The organism is Streptomyces sp. NPDC053474 (assembly GCF_044544845.1).
In the GTDB taxonomy this organism is placed as follows: domain Bacteria; phylum Actinomycetota; class Actinomycetes; order Streptomycetales; family Streptomycetaceae; genus Streptomyces.
Genome location: NZ_JBITXV010000002.1, coordinates 640,714 through 655,986 on the forward strand (window position 1 = coordinate 640,714; position 15,273 = coordinate 655,986).

The 15,273-nt window shown below is 73.8% G+C and carries 13 protein-coding genes, 1 tRNA gene, 1 other RNA gene and 2 pseudogenes; 9 read left to right on the forward strand and 8 right to left on the reverse strand.

All coding sequences use genetic code 11. From position 1 onward, the window contains the following. The first annotated feature begins 8 nt into the window (after positions 1–8). The gene (gene upp / locus ACIG3E_RS06515) at positions 9–644 is read left to right on the forward strand and encodes a uracil phosphoribosyltransferase (RefSeq protein ID WP_138960559.1); all 636 of its coding nucleotides are present in this window, start codon (positions 9–11) and stop codon (positions 642–644) included. Positions 645–677: 33 nt separating this feature from the next. Here the strand turns inward: upp and ACIG3E_RS06520 are convergent, their stop codons facing one another. Both ACIG3E_RS06520 and ACIG3E_RS06525 read right to left on the reverse strand, forming a co-directional pair. Then, complete coding sequence (locus tag ACIG3E_RS06520) at positions 678–1,337, reverse strand: LytR C-terminal domain-containing protein (protein WP_399611995.1); 660 nt, start codon at positions 1,335–1,337, stop codon at positions 678–680. A gap of 122 nt (positions 1,338–1,459) precedes the next feature. Next, a complete protein-coding gene (locus ACIG3E_RS06525; RefSeq protein WP_003955420.1) occupies positions 1,460–1,756 on the reverse strand; it encodes a type II toxin-antitoxin system VapB family antitoxin in 297 nt (98 codons plus the stop codon). 189 nt (positions 1,757–1,945) lie between these two features. On the opposite strand from ACIG3E_RS06525, the gene ACIG3E_RS06530 reads away from it, so the two are divergent. Next, on the forward strand, positions 1,946–3,514 hold the full coding sequence (locus tag ACIG3E_RS06530) for a helicase HerA-like domain-containing protein (protein ID WP_399612196.1): 1,569 nt from the start codon (positions 1,946–1,948) through the stop codon (positions 3,512–3,514). A gap of 12 nt (positions 3,515–3,526) precedes the next feature. On the opposite strand, the gene ACIG3E_RS06535 is transcribed toward ACIG3E_RS06530, so the two are convergent. After that, complete coding sequence (locus ACIG3E_RS06535) at positions 3,527–4,120, reverse strand: HhH-GPD-type base excision DNA repair protein (protein ID WP_399611999.1); 594 nt, start codon at positions 4,118–4,120, stop codon at positions 3,527–3,529. Positions 4,121–4,281: 161 nt separating this feature from the next. Here ACIG3E_RS06535 and ACIG3E_RS06540 point away from each other — a divergent pair, with 161 nt between their 5' ends. Beyond that, positions 4,282–4,830, forward strand: coding sequence for a cupin domain-containing protein (locus ACIG3E_RS06540; RefSeq protein WP_399612002.1), 549 nt, complete (start codon positions 4,282–4,284; stop codon positions 4,828–4,830). Continuing rightward, positions 4,827–5,225, forward strand: a complete 399-nt coding sequence (locus ACIG3E_RS06545; protein ID WP_399612004.1) for a VOC family protein — start codon at positions 4,827–4,829, stop codon at positions 5,223–5,225. The genes ACIG3E_RS06540 and ACIG3E_RS06545 overlap by 4 nt, the downstream gene beginning before the upstream one ends. A gap of 55 nt (positions 5,226–5,280) precedes the next feature. Here the strand turns inward: ACIG3E_RS06545 and ACIG3E_RS06550 are convergent. Together ACIG3E_RS06550 and ACIG3E_RS06555 are read right to left on the reverse strand one after the other, a co-directional pair. After that, positions 5,281–5,885: pseudogene (locus ACIG3E_RS06550) on the reverse strand (IS5 family transposase); the annotation flags it as partial. Positions 5,886–5,922: 37 nt separating this feature from the next. Then, the gene (locus tag ACIG3E_RS06555; protein WP_399612007.1) at positions 5,923–6,837 is read right to left on the reverse strand and encodes a LysR family transcriptional regulator; all 915 of its coding nucleotides are present in this window, start codon (positions 6,835–6,837) and stop codon (positions 5,923–5,925) included. A gap of 143 nt (positions 6,838–6,980) precedes the next feature. On the opposite strand from ACIG3E_RS06555, the gene ACIG3E_RS06560 reads away from it, so the two are divergent. Next, a complete protein-coding gene (locus ACIG3E_RS06560) occupies positions 6,981–7,952 on the forward strand; it encodes a DMT family transporter (RefSeq protein ID WP_399612009.1) in 972 nt (323 codons plus the stop codon). Here the strand turns inward: ACIG3E_RS06560 and ACIG3E_RS06565 are convergent. Beyond that, positions 7,889–8,515 (reverse strand): annotated as a pseudogene (locus ACIG3E_RS06565) (sensor domain-containing protein); the annotation flags it as partial. The gene ACIG3E_RS06560 and the pseudogene ACIG3E_RS06565 sit on opposite strands and share 64 nt — an antisense overlap. Before the next feature lie 121 nt (positions 8,516–8,636). Continuing rightward, positions 8,637–10,079, reverse strand: a complete 1,443-nt coding sequence (locus ACIG3E_RS06570) for a family 2B encapsulin nanocompartment shell protein (protein WP_399612012.1) — start codon at positions 10,077–10,079, stop codon at positions 8,637–8,639. 309 nt (positions 10,080–10,388) lie between these two features. Here ACIG3E_RS06570 and ACIG3E_RS06575 point away from each other — a divergent pair, with 309 nt between their 5' ends. Then, positions 10,389–11,144 carry an SDR family oxidoreductase gene (locus ACIG3E_RS06575; RefSeq protein ID WP_399612016.1) on the forward strand — a complete coding sequence of 252 codons (756 nt, stop codon included), beginning with the start codon at positions 10,389–10,391 and terminating at the stop codon, positions 11,142–11,144. Between the two features lie 65 nt (positions 11,145–11,209). Here ACIG3E_RS06575 and ACIG3E_RS06580 read toward each other — a convergent pair. After that, positions 11,210–11,297: transfer RNA gene (locus ACIG3E_RS06580), tRNA-Ser, on the reverse strand. A 73-nt stretch (positions 11,298–11,370) separates the two neighbouring features. Between ACIG3E_RS06580 and ffs the strand changes: the two genes are divergently transcribed. The 3 genes from ffs to purD all read left to right on the forward strand — a co-directional run bounded on the left by ffs (position 11,371) and on the right by purD (position 15,258). After that, positions 11,371–11,469: signal recognition particle sRNA small type (ffs, locus tag ACIG3E_RS06585), an RNA gene on the forward strand. Between the two features lie 63 nt (positions 11,470–11,532). After that, entirely contained in the window at positions 11,533–13,866 is a 2,334-nt protein-coding gene (locus tag ACIG3E_RS06590; protein ID WP_399612018.1) for a DNA polymerase III subunit gamma and tau, read from the forward strand. Between the two features lie 141 nt (positions 13,867–14,007). Continuing rightward, positions 14,008–15,258, forward strand: a complete 1,251-nt coding sequence (purD, locus tag ACIG3E_RS06595; RefSeq protein ID WP_399612019.1) for a phosphoribosylamine--glycine ligase — start codon at positions 14,008–14,010, stop codon at positions 15,256–15,258. The last annotated feature ends 15 nt before the right edge of the window (positions 15,259–15,273 follow it).

A 15,273-nucleotide genomic window follows, 5' to 3' on the forward strand; every position in this document is an offset into this window, starting at 1 on the left:
GTTGAACAATGCGGATCCACGTCGTCGACCACCCGCTGGTGGCGCACAAACTCACCACGCTGCGCGACAAGCGCACCGACTCCCCGACCTTCCGGCGCCTGGCCGACGAGCTGGTCACCCTGCTCGCGTACGAGGCCACCCGGGACGTGCGCACCGAGCAGGTCGACATCGAGACCCCGGTCGTCGCGACGACCGGCGTGAAGCTGTCGTACCCGCGTCCCCTGGTGGTGCCGATCCTGCGGGCCGGGCTCGGCATGCTCGACGGCATGGTGCGCCTGCTGCCCACCGCCGAGGTCGGCTTCCTCGGCATGATCCGCAACGAGGAGACGCTCCAGGCGTCCACGTACGCGACCCGCATGCCGGAGGACCTGTCCGGCCGCCAGGTGTACGTCCTCGACCCGATGCTCGCCACCGGCGGCACCCTGGTCGCGGCGATCCAGGAGCTGATCAAGCGCGGCGCGGACGACGTGACGGCCGTGGTGCTGCTCGCCGCCCCCGAGGGCGTCGAGGTCATGGAGCGCGAGCTGGCGGGGACGCCGGTGACCGTGGTCACGGCCGCGGTGGACGAGCACCTGAACGACAGCGGGTACATCGTCCCCGGCCTCGGCGACGCCGGGGACCGGATGTACGGGACGGCCGAGTAACAGGTCGTCGTACCGCCGCGCGGCGGTGTGCGCTCAGCAGTTCTTGCCGTCGCCCGACGACGGCCCGGAGGGCGCCGGTGAGGGCTTGGCGAGTGCCGCCAGGGCCTCGGCGGCGTCCTTCTCCTTCGCCAGGCCCTTGAACCCGGCGCCGAGGATCAGGTCGACCGTGCCGCTCTTGCGGCCGTCGGTGCGCTTCTCGGCGCCGGTGAGCTGCGTGGCGAGCACCGGCAGCGCGGTGTCCAGGGCGGACCGGGGGCCGAGCACTATCCCGGGGCCCTTGACCTTCTTGTCGTACGCCTTCGTGGCGTTGGCGAACTTGGCGACGGTGAAGCCGCGCTTCTTCAGGTCGTCGGCGGTCTTCTTGGCGAGGCCCTCGCGGGGCGTGGCGTTGAAGACGTTCACGGTGATGCGACGGGGCTCGGGCAGCGGCCCGGCCTTGTGCGCCGCGGCGGCCTTCCGCTCCGGCTGTCTCTTCGCGCAGTCCTTGGCGGGGCCCGCGGCGGACGCCTCGTCACCGCCGGTGAAGACGTCGATGAGCTGCAGGGTGCCCCAGCCGATGAGGCCGAACGCGGCGAGGGCCGCGACGGCCGCGAGCACGATCCTGCGGCGGCCGCTCGGGCGGCGCATTCGCGGATACTTGTCCCCCGTGATGCGGTACTTGCCGCCCATGCCGGGGGGAGTGAGCATGCTCATGGGCGCAGCGTAGTGCCGACGGGGCACGATGCCTACTAAATGATCATTACCGGACGCGCAGTCCAACCCGAAAGGGCCAATGCGGAATTGGGCCCTGGCGCGGGGGCGCTCCGGGGGTGGCGTCAGCCCAGTTCGAGGACGCGGGCGTGCAGGACCTGGCGCTGCTGGAGCGCGGCGCGGACCGCGCGGTGCAGGCCGTCCTCCAGATACAGGTCGCCCTGCCACTTGACCACGTGGGCGAAGAGGTCGCCGTAGAACGTGGAGTCCTCGGCGAGCAGGGTCTCCAGGTCGAGCTGGCCCTTGGTCGTCACCAGCTGATCGAGGCGGACCGGGCGCGGTGCGACGTCCGCCCACTGCCGGGTGCTTTCCCGGCCGTGGTCGGGGTACGGCCGGCCGTTTCCGATGCGCTTGAAGATCACACGGAAAGCCTACCGGTCAAGGCTCTCCGGGCGCAGCCATGGCGGCCGAGTGCGACCCTGGGAAATGCCGTCCGAAAGCAGGGCAAAGCGGGAACTCTCCAGTCGGGAGCGGGGTTCGAAGTGAGCGACAGCCGACCGACGCCGTCCACACCCGATGGCGGAAACCGCCCGAACGAGTCCGCGCCCGGGGTGTCCCCGGACGCGCGGCCGTCCCCCGGGGCCGCCGCGGCCCCCGAAGCCGCCGAGGCCCCCGAAGCCGCCGAGGTCACGGAGATCGCCGCCGGGTACGCCTTCCAGGGGCCCGCGCTCGACCTCGGGGCCGTCCTGTGGGAGGGCCGGTGCCACCCGGGCGCGCAGGTGCGCATCCCGCTGGCGATGCTCAACCGGCACGGGCTCGTCGCCGGGGCCACCGGCACCGGCAAGACCAAGACCCTCCAGCTCGTCGCCGAGCAGCTCGCGGCGCAGGGCGTGCCGGTCTTCCTCGCCGACGTCAAGGGTGACGTCTCGGGAGTCTCCGCGCCCGGTGAGCCGGGCGAGAAGGTCGCCGCCCGGGCCAGCGAGGTCGGCCAGGAGTGGGCGCCGCGGGGCTTCACCAGCGAGTTCTACGCGCTCGGCGGCATCGGCACGGGCATCCCCGTGCGGGCCACCGTGACCAGCTTCGGCCCGCTCCTGATGGCGAAGGTCCTCCAGCTCAACCAGACCCAGGAGCAGTCCCTCGGCCTGATCTTCCACTACGCCGACCAGAAGGGCCTGGAACTGGTCGACCTCAAGGACCTGCGGGCGGTCGTCACCTTCCTCACCTCGCCCGAGGGCAAGGCGGAGCTGAAGGCCATCGGCGGCCTGTCGACCGCCACGGCCGGGGTCATCCTGCGGGCGCTCACCACGTTCGAGGCGCAGGGCATGGGGGACTTCTTCGGGGAGCCGGAGTTCGACACGAGCGAGTTCCTGCGGGTGGCCGGGGACGGGCAGGGCCTGGTGTCGGTCCTGGAGCTGCCCGCCGTCCAGGACAAGCCCGCGCTGTTCTCGACGTTCCTGATGTGGCTGCTCGCGGATCTGTACCACGACCTCCCGGAGGTCGGCGATCTGGACCGGCCCAAGCTCGTCTTCTTCTTCGACGAGGCGCACCTGTTGTTCAGCGGGGCGTCCAAGGCGTTCCTGGAGTCGATCACCCAGACCGTGCGGCTGATCCGCTCCAAGGGCGTCGGCGTCTTCTTCGTCACCCAGACGCCCAAGGACGTACCCGCCGACGTGCTCGCCCAGCTCGGCAACCGCGTCCAGCACGCGCTGCGCGCCTTCACGCCCGAGGACCAGAAGGCCCTCAAGGCGACCGTGCGGACCTTCCCCACCTCCGCGTACGACCTGGAGGAGACCCTCACCGGCATGGGCACCGGGGAGGCCGTGGTCACCGTCCTGAGCGAGAAGGGCGCCCCGACGCCGGTCGCGGCGACGCGGCTGCGGGCGCCGCAGTCCCTGATGGGGCCGGTGCCCGCCGCTGACCTGGAGCGGGCGGTGCGGGGCTCCCAGCTCTACTCCCGGTACGCGGAGGCCGTGGACCGCCACTCCGCGTACGAACGCCTCCAGGAGGAGGCGGCCAAGGCCCCCGCCGCGGAGCCGCCCAAGGCCGCCAAGGGCGGCGGATCCGTCGTGGACCAGGTGGTCGGCAGCGGCATGTTCAAGTCGCTGCTGCGGTCCGTGGGCACGCAGCTGGGCCGGGAGATCTCCCGCTCGGTCTTCGGGACGGCCCGGCGGCGGCGCTGACCGGCCCGGCGGTTACTTCGACGCGGCCCGCTTGGCCGCCGCCTTCTGCTCCTGCTTGTAGGCGCGGACCTTGTGCAGCGTCTCCGGGCCCGTGATGTCCGCCGCCGAGCGGTAGGACCCGGCCTCGCCGTAGGCCCCCGCGGCCGCCCGCCAGCCCGTGGGGCGCACGCCGAGCTGCTTGCCGAGCAGGGCCAGGAAGATCTGCGCCTTCTGCTTGCCGAAGCCGGGCAGGTCGGTGAGGCGGCCCAGGAGCTCCTTGCCGCTGGCCGCGTCCCGCCAGATCCCGGCGGCGTCCCCGTCGTAGTGCTCGACCAGGTACTGGCACAGCTTCTGCACGCGCCCCGCCATCGAGCCGGGGTACCGGTGCACGGCCGGTTTCGTGGCCAGGAGCGCGGCGAACGCCTCCGGGTCGTACGCGGCGATGTCGTGCGCGTCGAGGTCGTCCGCGCCCATCCGCCGGGCGATCGTGTACGGGCCCGCGAACGCCCACTCCATGGGGACCTGCTGGTCCAGGAGCATCCCGACGAGCGCGGCCAGCGGGCTGCGGCTCAGCAGCGCGTCGGCCTCGGCCTCCTGGGCGAGGTGCAGGGTGACGTCCTTGTCCATGGGCCGATCATCCCCCGCCCACGCCCCGGACGCAGGCCGGGCTAGGCCGTTTCCTTCGGATCATCTGCGTACGACGGCGCCGCCGCGCCACAGAATTGACCCATCATTCACAAGTCAAAGTGACCTGTTCAGGAAGTCATTCCGGCCATAGAGTTCTGATCATGAACGCGAACGCAGCCACCGCGCACACCGCCACCACGACCTTCCAGCCGGTCCTGACCCGCCACGCCGAGGCCGAGACCTGCGCCGACCCGAGCAGCGTCATGACCCTCCTGGGCGAGGCGGACGGCGCCGCGGGCTTCACCAGCTACCGCTCGACCTTCGCGGCGGGCGCGGTGGGCGCCCCGGCCCACTTCCACACCAGGGCCAGCGAGCTGTTCTTCGTGATCAGCGGCTCCCTCCAGGTGCTGCTCGGCGACGAGATCAAGGTCCTGAACGCGGGCGACTTCCTGGCCGTCCCGCCGCACACCCCGCACGCCTTCGCCGCGGCCCCGGGCCACGAAGCGGACGTCCTGTTCGTCTTCACGCCGGGCATGGGCCGCTTCGACTACCTGCGCCTGCTCGGCCGGGTGCTGCGCGGCGAGGCCGACGTCAAGGAGATCGCCGAGTCGGGCGAGCGCTTCGACAACCACTACGTGGACAGCCCGGTGTGGCGCGCCGCCCTGGAGGCCGCGAAGGCGCAGGCCGAGCAGGCACGGAGCGCGCGGTGATCGACGCGACGACGCACGTGCGCGTGGCCCGCCCCTCGCGGGACCTCGCCGCCGCCGAGCGCTTCTACGTGGACGCCCTCGGCCTCGGCGTCCTGTGGCGGTCCACCGAGCGCGTCCCCGGCGAGCACGACCTGCTGATGGTCGGCCCGCCGGGCGGCTCCTGGCACTTCGAGCTGACCCACGACCCCGAGAACCCGCTGGAGCCGACCCCGACGGTGGACGACCTGTTCGTGGTCTACCTGGGCGAGCCGGTGGCCGAGGCCCTGGTGGACCGCCTGCTCGCGGCGGGCGGCACCCGGGTCCCCGCGCACAACCCGTACTGGGACGAGCACGGCGTGACGGTCACCGACCCGGACGGCTACCACCTGGTCCTGTGCACGCGGGTGTGGGGCTAGGGCGTTTCCTTCGGATCACCTGGCCGACCAGATGAAGACGGCGGCGATGTGGAGTCCGGCGAGGTAGATGGGTCCGGATCGCCCGGGAGGAGTACGCCTTGTCGGCCAGGACCACGTCCGGGGTGGTTCTGGGCCCGCCGACCGGCCGCGGGACTCGTATCTGGGCCATGACCGTGACAAACGCGGGTGCGTCACCGGCCTGGCCTGGCGTGAGCACGAAGGCCAGCGGCCGGCAGCGGCTGTCCGCGGCGAGGTGGACCTTGGTGGTCAGCCCGCCGCGGGACCGTCCGAGGGCATGATGGCCCGGCTCGCCGACCGGGGCCCCTTTTGACGGGCCCCGGCGGCGTGCTGGTGGGCGCGGACGATGGTGGAGTCGACCGCGATGACCCAGTCGAGATCGCCTTCGGCGTCGGCCTGGGCGAGCAGTGCGGTGAAGACCTTCTCCCAGGTGCCGTCGGCGGCCCACTTCCGCAGCCGGTTGTGGGCGCCCTTCCATGAGCCGAAGTGTTCGGGCAGGTCCATCCACGGTGTGCCGGTGCGGTACTTGAACGCGATCGCGTCGATCACCTGCCGGTGATCCCGCCATCGCCCACCCCGCTTCGGCGTCCGATCCGGCAACAGCGGCTCGATACGCGCCCACTGGGCATCAGTCAACGACACACATCAACCAACGATCGGATGATCCGAAGGAAACGTCCTAGGCGGTGGGGCCGGTCGTGTCGGTCGCCGCCGTGCGCAGGGCCATGAGGAAGGCCCGCAGGACCGGGCCCTCGGGGGCCGTCGCGCGGACGGCCGCCCAGATCGAGCGCGTCGGCCGGGGGCGGGTGACGTCGCGTACGACGACGTCCCCGGCGTCGTCCGGGACACCGGCCAGGCCGAGGCCCGGGACCAGGGCCACGCCCACGCCCGCCGCCGCGAAGCCCCGGGCCGTCGCGTAGTCGCCGCTGTCCACGACGGAGTCGGGGGTGAAGCCCGCCGCCGCGCACGCGTCGAGCACGGCGTCCAGGCAGGGGCCCGGCAGCTCGCTGCCCACCCAGGGCTCCCCGGCGAGCTCGGCGAGGTCGAGGACGACACGGTCGGCCAGGCGGTGGCCCGCCGGAAGCACCGCGCGGTAGCGGTCGTCGAGGAGGTGGACGAAGCGGACGCCGTCCACCGGCGGCGCGTCGTGGCGCCGCACCACGAGCGCCAGGTCCACGCGGCCCGCCTTCACGTCCGGCAGCGGGTCCTCGTCGAGCCGCAGCTCCGTGTGCACGCCCGGGTGCTCCTGCCGCAGCAGGGCGAGGGCGGGCGCGACGAGGCGGGCGCCCGCCGTGGCGAAGTACCGCACCGAGATCCGCCCCGTGCGCCCGGACCGCAGGTCGGCGAGCGCGGTCTCCGCCTCGGCGACGTGCCGCCCGACCGCCGCCGCGCAGTCCGCGAGCAGCCGCCCGGCGTCCGTGGGCCGCACGCCGCGCCCGGTCCGTTCGAGGAGGGCGACGCCCGCCTCCTTCTCCAGGGCCGCCATCTGCTGGCTGACCGCCGAGGGCGTGTAGCCCAGGTTCCGGGCCGCCGCGGTGACCGAGCCGCTGCTGACGACCGACCTCAGGATCTGCATGCGCCGCATGTCGAGCATGCGCCCAGCGTACGCCACGGATGTAGCAGGGCTTAATGCTGGCTCCACATCTTTTCGCTTGTCTTATAGGTCGGAGCGGGGCACCGTCGACGTACACCCCCTAGGGCGGACAGGCCCTAGCCCTCCCTGACTCTGGAGCCGTCGTGCGCGTCGCCGTCCTCGCCCTGCTGTGGGGTTCGAGCTTCCTGTGGATCAAACTCGCCCTCGACGGCGGGCTCGGGCCGCTGTACGTCACCGTCACGCGCTGCGCGCTCGGCGCCGCCGTGCTCCTCGGGCTGGCCCGCGCCGCCCGCCAGCGCCTGCCGCGCGACCCCCGCACCTGGGGCCACCTGGTCGTGGCCGCGCTGTTCTGCAACGCGCTGCCGTTCCTGTTCTTCAGCATCGGCGAGCAGACCGTCGACTCGGGCGTCGCGGGCGTCATGAACGCCACCACGCCGCTGTGGTCCCTGGGCCTCGGCCTGCTCCTGCGCACGGACCGGGGGCTCGGCCCCCACCGGCTCGGCGGGCTCGTCCTGGGCTTCGCCGGTACGTTGCTGATCTTCGCGCCCTGGCACGAGGCGGGGCTCGCCAGCGGCGGCGCCCTGGTGCTGCTCGCCGCCGCCGTCAGCTACGCGGTCGCCTTCGCGTACATGGCCCGCCACCTCATCGGCCGCGGCACCGCACCGCTCGCCCTCTCCGCCGCCCAGCTCCTGGTGGCCACCGGCCTGACCGCGCTCGGCCTGCCCTTCACCGCGGGGCCCGCGGCCGCGCCGAGCCTCACCGGGCTCGTCGCCGTCGTGGTCCTCGGCGTCTTCGGCACCGGCCTCACCTTCCACCTCAACTCCCGCCTCATCGCCGACGAGGGCCCCACCGCGGCCGCGACCGTCGGCTATCTGCTGCCGGTGGTCTCGGTCGCGCTCGGGGCCCTCGTCCTGGGGGAGGAGCTGAGCGTGCGCGTCGTGGCGGGGATGGCGGTGGTGCTCGCCGGGGTCGGGCTCACCCGCTACCGGCCGAGCAGCGACCGCACCGCCGCCCGGTCCACGCCGTTCAGGGCCCGGATGACGAGCGGCGTGAGCAGCACCAGCAGGATGCCCAGGGCGGAGACCCCGGCGACCTGCCACGGTGACTCGATGTAGTACGCGTGGTGCTCGCCGCCCGAGGTGAAGTCGTAGACGCGGTAGCCCGGCCAGTCCAGATAGCGCGCGAAGACCCAGGAGTACGCGGGGAACAGGGCGACGACCCAGCCGGTCACCCACAGCGTCACCGCCACGCAGAAGCTCGTCACGCGCCACGGGAACATCACGACCTGGAACAGCAGGGCCTTCCAGCCCGCCGCGTCCCCGAGCCGCGCCCATGCCCTGGCCCACGCCCCGCCCTCGCGCGGCGTCCGCGGGCCCGCCGGATCCGCCACCACGAGCCCGAGCCGGGCCCGCGCCCGCCCGCGCTCGACGGCGCCGAGGCCGCGCGCCCCGGCCAGCATGGCCGCGTACACGGGGATGCCGAGCAGCGTGACGGCGAGGCCCGCGCCGAGCGAGAACAGCGTGACGGCGAAGACGAAACCGGCGATCGCGACGGGCAGGTTCGTCAGCGTGTACCCGAACTCCCGGAAGGTGCCCGCGGAGACGGGCGCCCGCCAGAAGCCGGGCCGCCGCGCGCGCTCGGGCGCGGCCGGGGCGGCGTAGGGGAGGGTCGTGGTCATGGCGGGCCTCGCGTTCGTGTGCTGCGTGGTGGGGACGTGCCGTGCTGACGTCCCCACTCTCCCCAGCTCGGGGCCGCGCCGACATGGGGCGGGGTGGTGTCCCGAGGTGTACCTAGGCCCCCTATGCGCGGGCGGCGGAGACCTGGACGTTCTCCAGGACGCCGAGCGCGTCCGGGACGAGCACGGCCGCCGAGTAGTACGTGCTCACCAGGTAGGAGATGACGGCCTGGTCGTTGATCCCCATGAACCGCACGTTGAGCCCCGGCTCGTACTCGTCCGGGATCCCGGTCTGGCGCAGCCCGATGACGCCCGCGTCCTCCTCGCCGGTGCGTACGGCGATGATCGACGAGGTCTGCCCGGCGGAGACCGGGATCTTGCCGCAGGGCAGCAGCGGGACGCCGCGCCAGGCCGGAACGCGGCGGCCGTCCAGGTCGGTGTGCCCGAAGTACAGGCCCCGCTTGTTGCACTCGCGCCCGAAGGCCGCGACGGCGCGCGGGTGCGCGAACAGGAACCGCGTCTGCCGCCGCATGCTCAACAGCTCGTCGAGGTCGTCCGGGGTCGGCGGGCCCGAGTGGGTCTGGATGCGCTGCCCGTGGTCGGCGTTGTGCAGCAGGCCGAACTCCCGGTTGTTGACCAGCTCGTGCTCCTGCCGCTCGCGCAGCGCCTCGATGGTCAGGCGGAGCTGCTGCTCGACCTGGTTCATCGGATCGTTGTAGAGGTCGGCGACGCGCGAGTGCACCTTCAGGACGGTCTGCGCGACGCTCAGTTCGTACTCCCGGGGCCGGAGTTCGTAGTCGACGAACGTCCCCGGCAGCGGGGGCTCCCCGGAGTGCCCCGACGCCAGGTCGACGGCCGCCTCGCCGTGCTTGGTCTGCGGCAGGCCGCGCTCGGCGAACCGCCGTCGCGCGTGCTCCCGCAGCGCCTCGTGCCGCCCGGCGACGGCCTCGTACTCCTGCCGGGACAGCACGAGCGCGGTGGTGGCGGTCGCGGCGCGCGCGGTGAACTCCCACGTCCCCGCGTCCGCGGCGTCCGGCGCGAGCGCCCGCCCGCCGAAGAACCCGCCGTCGGCGACGACGCCCAGCGCGGTCTCGTCGCCGTACGGGCCGCGCCCGATCCGCTCCACGCGCCCGTGCGCGACGAGCACGACCTGGTCCACGGGGTGCCCGGCCTCGACGACGACCTGTCCCGGCTCGTACTCGCGCTGCGTGAACCGCGCGGCGAGCGCGCCGAGGGCCTCCGCCTCGTCGAACCCGCGCAGCAGGCCGAGTTCGGCCAGCTCCTGCGGTACGACGCGGACGTCGGCCCCCTCCTGCACGAAGGACACCCGGCCGTCGCCCACGGCGTACGTCAGCCGCCGGTTGACCCGGTACGTGCCGCCCTTCACCTCCGTCCACGGCAGCGACCGCGACACCCAGCGGGAGCTGATGCCCTGCATCTGCGGCACGCTCTTGGTGGTCGTCGTCAGGTTCCGCGCGGCGGCGATCCCCAGGCTCAACTGGGCGCGCCCGCCCTCCTGTCCGCCCCCTTGACCGCTCTCCGGCTGCTGCTCCGCTGCTGTCGACATCGCGCGTCCCTTCCGGCTCCGGCAAGGCCTGGTGAGGCGCGACGAGCCAACAACCGGCGCGGACCCCGGTCAACGAGCGCCCCGCGCGCCCCCGGCGCCCGATGGCCGGTAAGCGCCGCCGCGCGGAACATCGCGGCACGTCGGCGCTCCGCCCACCGTCTCCGGCAGCGCGACGGCCACAAGGGAATGGCTGTTTGGCATATCACTCGAACGTGTAAATCCAGCGGGTGTGGGCTCCAGGGTGGTGGTGCTGGACCCAGGCTCAGCTCACCCTCCCCGCCGCGGCCGCGCGGCCCCGACGATCGGTCCATGCAGCGATTCACGGACAAGACGGCCCTGATCACCGGCGGTACGAGCGGCATGGGCCTCGCGACGGCACAGCGCTTCCTCGACGAGGGCGCGCACGTGGCCATCACCGGCCGGGACGAGGAGCGCCTGGCGCGGGCCGCGGCCCGGCTCGGCGCCCCGGACCGCCTGCTCGCCGTACGGGCGGACGCGGGCAGCCTGACCGACCTGGACGCGTTGATGAGCGCGGTCCAGGACTGGCGCGGCGGCCTGGACACGGTCTTCGCCAACGCGGGCGTGGGGGTCTTCAAGCCGAGCGCGGAGATCACCGAGGCGGACTTCGACCACGCGGTGAACGTCAACTTCAAGGGCGTCTACTTCACCGCGCAGAAGGCCGTCCCGCTCCTGAGGGAGGGCGGCTCCCTCGTCCTCAACGCCTCTTGGACCCTGCACCGGGGCCTCGCCGTGGCGTCGGTCTACTCCGCCACCAAGGCGGCCGTCCACAACCTGGCCCGCACCCTGGGCGCCGATCTCGCCCCCCGGGGCATCCGGGTCAACTCCGTCAGCCCCGGCTACATCGACACACCCATGTACCGCGAGGCCACCCCGGACCCCGCCGCCGAGTCCGCCACCACCGCCCAGGTCCCCCTCGCCGCCCTCGGCCGCGCCGAGGAGGTGGCGGCCGCGGTCGCCTTCCTGTCCTCGACCGACGCCTCGTACGTCACGGGGCAGGACCTGGTGGTCGACGGCGGCCTGCTCGGCTCCGTACCGGCGGCGTAGCGCACAACGTCGATGGGCCCCGCTGCAAGCAGCGGGGCCCATCGACATCGTGCCCGGTGAGGCACTGGCGGAGGATACGAGATTCGAACTCGTGAGGGGTTGCCCCCAACACGCTTTCCAAGCGTGCGCCCTAGGCCTCTAGGCGAATCCTCCGCGGCAAACAATACAAGACGTTGAGGAGTGCTCGCGAACTCGTTCCCAGGGGTGGGGATCGGCTACTGTGGGGGCCAGCCCCTCACGTGGCGCTATCTGACTGAACTCCCCCAGGGCCGGAAGGCAGCAAGGGTAGGTCGGCTCTGGCGGGTGCGTGGGGGGCGCTTTGCGTTCTGGGGCCGGTGCTGCCGCAGGGCGGTCCGTGTTGTCAGTGGGCGCCATTAACCTCGTAGGTGTGTCGTCTCTCGCGCTGTACCGCCGCTATCGCCCGGAGTCGTTCGCCGAGGTCATCGGGCAGGAGCATGTAACCGACCCGCTGCAGCAGGCGCTGCGGAACAACCGGGTCAATCACGCGTACCTGTTCAGCGGCCCGCGCGGCTGCGGCAAGACGACGAGCGCGCGTATCCTCGCCCGCTGTCTGAACTGTGAGCAAGGTCCCACTCCGACCCCCTGCGGGGAGTGCCAGTCCTGCCGCGACCTCGCGCGGAACGGACCGGGGTCGATCGACGTCATCGAGATCGACGCCGCGTCCCACGGCGGTGTGGACGACGCCCGCGACCTGCGCGAGAAGGCCTTCTTCGGGCCCGCGAGCAGCCGGTACAAGATCTACATCATCGACGAGGCCCACATGGTCACGTCGGCGGGGTTCAACGCCCTCCTGAAGGTCGTCGAGGAGCCCCCGGAGCATCTGAAGTTCATCTTCGCCACGACCGAGCCCGAGAAGGTCATCGGCACCATCCGGTCGCGCACGCACCACTATCCGTTCCGGCTCGTGCCCCCCGGCACCCTGCGGGAGTACCTCTCCGAGGTGTGCGGGCGCGAGGGCATCCCGGTGGCGGACGGGGTGCTGCCCCTCGTCGTGCGCGCGGGCGGGGGGTCCGTGCGTGACTCCATGTCCGTGATGGACCAGCTCCTCGCGGGCGCCCGCGAGGACGGTGTGACGTACGCCATGGCCACCGGCCTCCTCGGGTACACGGACGGGTCGCTCCTCGACTCCGTGGTCGACGCGTTCGCCTCCGGGGACGGCGGGGCCGCCTTCGAGGTCGTCGACCGCGTCATCGAGGGCGGGAACGACCCCCGGCGGTTCGTCGCCGACCTGCTGGAGCGGCTGCGGGACCTCGTGATCCTCGCCGCCGTTCCCGACGCCGCCGAGAAGGGCCTCATCGACGCCCCCGCCGACGTGGTGGAGCGCATGCAGGCGCAGGCCGGGGTGTTCGGCGCCGCCGAGCTCAGCCGCGCCGCCGACCTCGTCAACCAGGGCCTCACGGAGATGCGCGGCGCCACCTCGCCGCGGCTCCAGCTGGAGCTGATCTGCGCCCGCGTGCTGCTGCCCGCCGCGTACGACGACGAGCGAGCCGTCATGGCCCGGCTCGACCGCCTGGAGCGGGGCGGGCACTTCACGGCGCAGGGACCCGCTTCGGCACCCCCGATGGGGTACGTGCCCGGGCCCGAGGCCCACGCGGGCGTGCAGCAGCCCGGCGTCGCCGTGCCGCCGCCCGGGCCCGTCGCTCCGCCCGGCCCGGCCGTTCCGCCCGTTCCGCCCGGTGGCGGTCCCGCCGCCGCGCGGGCCGCGGTGCGGGGGGCTGCCGAAGGGGCTCCCGCCGGGCCAGCGCCGTCCGGGCCCGCGCAGGGCGCCACCCCGCCGCCTCCGCCGGTGGCTCCCGCGCCGCCCGTCGCCCCGGCCCCGCAGACCCCCGAGTCCGCCCAGCCGTCCGCCCCCGCCGCGAGCCGACCCGGCAGCTGGCCCACGGCCTCCACGCCGGGCGGCGGAGCCGCGCCCGCGGCCTCCGGCGCGCCCCGGCCCGGCGGCTGGCCCACGGCCGCCCCCGCGGGCGGCGGAGCGGGTGGCGGCGCGGGTGGCGGCGCGGGTGGCGGCGCCCCCGCGCCCGCGCCGGTCACCCCGTCCGCGCCCCCCGCGGCCCCACAGGCCCCGGCCCCCGCCCCGCAGGCCGCCGCGCCCGCGCCCACCGGCGGCCTCGACCCCCGCGCCCTCTGGCCGAACATCCTGGAGGCGGTCAAGAACCGCCGCCGCTTCACCTGGATCCTGCTCAGCCAGAACGCGCAGGTGGCAGGCTTCGACGGGACCACCCTCCAGATCGGCTTCGTCAACTCCGGGGCCCGGGACAACTTCGCGAGCAGCGGCAGCGAGGACGTCCTGCGCCAGGCGCTGTCCGAGCAGTTCGGCGTGCAGTGGAAGGTCGAGGCGATCGTCGACCCGTCCGGCGGCAGCGCGCCGCCGCCCGCCGCGACCGGCTTCGGCGGTGGCCAGAGCGGCGGTTATGGCGGTGGCCATGGCGCCCCGTCCGGCGGCTACGGCGCCCCCGCCGCCCCCCGGCCCGCCCCGCAGGCCCCCGCGGCCCCGGCGCCGCAGCCCGCCGCCCGGCCCGCCCCGGCGCCCGCGGCTCCGGCGCCGGTCGCGCCCGTCGCGCCGCCTCCCGAGCACATCGCCCCGGAGGACGACATCCCCGAGGACGACGATCCGGACCTCGTCGACTCCGCCCTGTCCGGGCACGAGCTGATCGTCCGCGAGCTGGGGGCGACGGTGGTCGAGGAGTATCCGAACGAGTAGCGGGCCCTTGCCGGAGGCAGCCCTTCGGGGCGCTCCCGCGAGGGACCGGCCCCCGCCCTCGTACGAACCCACAAACCGCCCCCGCCCTCCACCTAGGACACCCCGCCAAACCCACCCGCCCCGCCGGGCTAGGCTGACCCCGTGAAGGTCCTCGTCATCGGCAGCGGTGCCCGCGAACACGCCCTGTGCCGCTCCCTGTCCCTCGACCCGGCGGTCACCGCCCTGCACTGCGCCCCCGGCAACGCCGGCATCGCGGAGGTGGCGGAGCCGCACCCGGTGGACGCCCTGGACGGCGCCGCCGTGGCCGGGCTCGCCCGTGAGCTGGGGGCCGACCTCGTCGTGGTGGGGCCGGAGGCGCCCCTCGTCGCCGGAGTCGCCGACGCCGTGCGGGAGGCGGGCATCCCGTGCTTCGGGCCGTCCAAGGAGGCCGCGCTCCTGGAGGGCTCCAAGGCCTTCGCCAAGGACGTGATGGCGGGCGCCGGGGTGCCCACGGCACGTTCGTACGTCTGCACCACCGAGGCGGAGGTCGACGAGGCGCTCGACGCCTTCGGCCCGCCGTACGTGGTCAAGGACGACGGCCTCGCCGCGGGCAAGGGCGTCGTGGTCACCAGCGACATCGAGCAGGCGAGGGAGCACGCCCGCGGCTGCGGCCGCGTCGTGATCGAGGAGTTCCTCGACGGCCCCGAGGTGTCGCTGTTCGCCGTCACCGACGGCGAGACGGTCGTCCCGCTGCGCCCCGCCCAGGACTTCAAGCGCGCGCTCGACGGCGACGAGGGCCCCAACACCGGCGGCATGGGCGCCTACTCGCCGCTGCCGTGGGCCGACCCGAAGCTCGTCGACGAGGTGTTCGACACGGTCCTGCGGCCGACCGTCGACGAGCTGCGGCGGCGCGGCACCCCGTTCGTCGGCCTCCTCTACGCGGGGCTCGCGATCACCAGCAGGGGCGTGCGCGTCATCGAGTTCAACGCCCGCTTCGGCGACCCCGAGACGCAGGTCGTCCTCGCCCGCCTGGAGACCCCGCTCGCGGGTGTCCTGCTCGCCGCCGCGAACGGCACGCTCGCCGATCTGCCGCCGCTGCGCTGGAGCGACGACGCGGCCGTCACGGTCGTCATCGCCTCGCACAACTACCCGGACACCCCGCGCACCGGCGACCCGATCGTGGGCCTCGACGCGGTCGCGGCGCACGACGCCCCGCACGCGTACGTCCTGCACGCGGGCACCAGGCGCGAGGGCGACGCGGTCGTCAGCGCGGGCGGCCGCGTGCTGTCCGTGACCGCGACCGGCGCCGACCTGACGCAGGCCCGCGAGCGCGCGTACACGGCGGTGTCCCGCATCAGCCTGGACGGCTCCCAGCACCGCACGGACATCGCGGAGCGCGCCGCCGCCGAGTAGCCGGGGGGCGACCGG

What these genes read in the sequence shown, in the direction of transcription:
- upp (WP_138960559.1), top strand. Translation starts at nt 9, where the DNA reads ATGCGGATCCACGTCGTCGACCACCCGCTGGTGGCGCACAAACTCACC.
- ACIG3E_RS06520 (WP_399611995.1), bottom strand. Translation starts at nt 1,337, where the DNA reads ATGAGCATGCTCACTCCCCCCGGCATGGGCGGCAAGTACCGCATCACG.
- ACIG3E_RS06535 (WP_399611999.1), bottom strand. Translation starts at nt 4,120, where the DNA reads ATGGACAAGGACGTCACCCTGCACCTCGCCCAGGAGGCCGAGGCCGAC.
- ACIG3E_RS06540 (WP_399612002.1), top strand. Translation starts at nt 4,282, where the DNA reads ATGAACGCGAACGCAGCCACCGCGCACACCGCCACCACGACCTTCCAG.
- ACIG3E_RS06555 (WP_399612007.1), bottom strand. Translation starts at nt 6,837, where the DNA reads ATGCTCGACATGCGGCGCATGCAGATCCTGAGGTCGGTCGTCAGCAGC.
- ACIG3E_RS06570 (WP_399612012.1), bottom strand. Translation starts at nt 10,079, where the DNA reads ATGTCGACAGCAGCGGAGCAGCAGCCGGAGAGCGGTCAAGGGGGCGGA.
- ACIG3E_RS06575 (WP_399612016.1), top strand. Translation starts at nt 10,389, where the DNA reads ATGCAGCGATTCACGGACAAGACGGCCCTGATCACCGGCGGTACGAGC.